The organism is Limnohabitans sp. 2KL-3, from assembly GCF_001269405.1.
Classification (GTDB): Bacteria; Pseudomonadota; Gammaproteobacteria; order Burkholderiales; family Burkholderiaceae_C; genus Limnohabitans_A.
The window spans coordinates 1-1,686 of the sequence record NZ_CXON01000056.1 but is presented as its reverse complement, the minus strand read 5'-3'; the positions used below and the strand labels follow the sequence as shown (position 1 = coordinate 1,686).

Annotated in this window: 4 protein-coding genes; 3 read left to right on the top strand and 1 reads right to left on the bottom strand. The window is 56.3% G+C overall.

Features of this window, described 5'->3' with window-relative positions:
• Positions 1-204 (top strand): transposase domain-containing protein (locus tag AMM41_RS21555; protein WP_194944951.1); only part of this gene is annotated, 204 nt, incomplete at its 5' end.
• A gap of 94 nt (positions 205-298) precedes the next feature.
• A complete protein-coding gene (locus tag AMM41_RS21550; protein ID WP_368664984.1) occupies positions 299-787 on the top strand; it encodes an ATP-binding protein in 489 nt (162 codons plus the stop codon).
• A gap of 404 nt (positions 788-1,191) precedes the next feature.
• Here AMM41_RS21550 and AMM41_RS22125 read toward each other — a convergent pair whose 3' ends face one another.
• Positions 1,192-1,329 carry a hypothetical protein gene (locus tag AMM41_RS22125; protein ID WP_194944950.1) on the bottom strand — a complete coding sequence of 46 codons (138 nt, stop codon included), beginning with the start codon at positions 1,327-1,329 and terminating at the stop codon, positions 1,192-1,194.
• Between the two features lie 200 nt (positions 1,330-1,529).
• Between AMM41_RS22125 and AMM41_RS22510 the strand changes: the two genes are divergently transcribed.
• Positions 1,530-1,686 (top strand): DUF4372 domain-containing protein (locus tag AMM41_RS22510; RefSeq protein WP_194944949.1); only part of this gene is annotated, 157 nt, incomplete at its 3' end.

Genomic DNA, 1,686 nt, shown 5'->3' with positions numbered 1-1,686 from the left:
AAGAACTGGCTGTTTGCGGGCTCACTCAGAGCGGGCCAAAGGGCGGCAGCGGTGATGAGTCTGATCCAGTCGGCCAAACTCAACGGTCACGACCCGTACGCGTACTTGAAGGACGTGATGGAGAAGCTGCCAACCTGGCCCAATAGGCGGATTCAAGAGTTGCTGCCACACCGCTGGCAGCTGACTGGGCAAAGAATCGGCTGAAACTTGTGGGTGGGCAGGGGTTCGCCGTACGCTTACTTTGGACTGGCGCTTTAACCCCAAGATACCCCGAGCCGCGTGCTTTGAGTTGCACACCTTGAAGTTCATCACCCAAGGGGCCAATGCACTGATTGTGGGCAAACCGGGTACAGGCAAGAGCCATGTGGCCAAGGCGCTGGCGTACCAGGCCACGCTGCAAGGCTATGACGTGCGGTATTTGGAGGCGGACACCGAGTTTGCGCGTTATGCGCTGGCGAGCAGCCAGGACAGGGCGAATTTGCTGCGGGAGTGGGTCAAGCCGGATTTGCTGATCGTGGACGATTTGTTTCTGGCCAGGCGAATCACGGCGGAGGCAGCAGAGGCATTGCAAGCCATCGTGCACCAGCGCTACAAGCTGCGCCGCGCCCTGGTGGTGACATCGAACCGGGTGGTGCAGGACTGGGGCAAGTATCTGGGGGATGCCACGATGGCCAGCACGATTTTGGACAGGCTGATGCACCGCTGCGTGATGTTGGAGTTTGAGGGCAAGAGCTACAGGCTCAAGGAGGCGGCTGCTCGCTTGGCCATCCAGCCTGAAACGTCATAATCTGGCAGCGCTGCCTGGGGGAATTTGGGGTGGCCACGGGTGGGGGAATTTGGACTGGCCATCAGGGCGTCAATGCCATAGCCGCTTTTAAACGGATGCGAGCTCGTCGTTTAAAGCCTCAGTCGAGCCCAGAAGATTTCGCCTACGCTTTGGAGCTTGGTGGTTTACCAACAACAGCACAAAGACTCCGAGCCGCTTCTGAGCTGATTTGATTTGTAAGTTGTGAAAAATTGGGGTTAGAACCCCATTAAATTTTCTGTAGGAGCGACGCCCTCGTCGCGATCAGCCTAGCAGACCACCCTACCCATCGCCCCGGGGGCGGGGCTCCCACAAAGCCAGAAGACCATCGCCCCGAGGGCGGGGCTCCCACAAAGACAATAATCCTCGCCCACAGGGGGGGATGGCTATGACAAAGCCACCTGCTGCAAAAAGCCTAAGGGGTTGTCGGAAAACTGCGTGAAGTTTTCGGGCGTGATGATGATGCGCAAGGCTTGTGGCGTTTGTGCACAAAAGCTGGCCAGGCCTTTGGCTGGAAGCCCCAAAAGGGGGGGATGAGTGAATTGATGACATTTGCTAGATGCATCTAGCAATTTAATTGGGATCTGACCCACTACTGTCCGGAGATTTTCCAGGCCCCGCCGCTAACCTCTTGATTTGTATAGATTTTTTTGATTTCAAGTCGAAATCTATTTGAGTAGTCCATTGCCTGGCAGCACACTTTGCTTTTTTGCGAGGTGCGCCCATGCACAAAGGCAAGCTTGTTTTCGCGCAGATCAACGAACACCTCCCAAAGCCAATTTTTCGCGATTGCGTCAAGCGCTACGCTGGTCGCTATCCCACGCTCAGCTTCTCGCACTGGGACCAACTCTTGTGCATGATGTTTGCCCAGCTCACAGCGC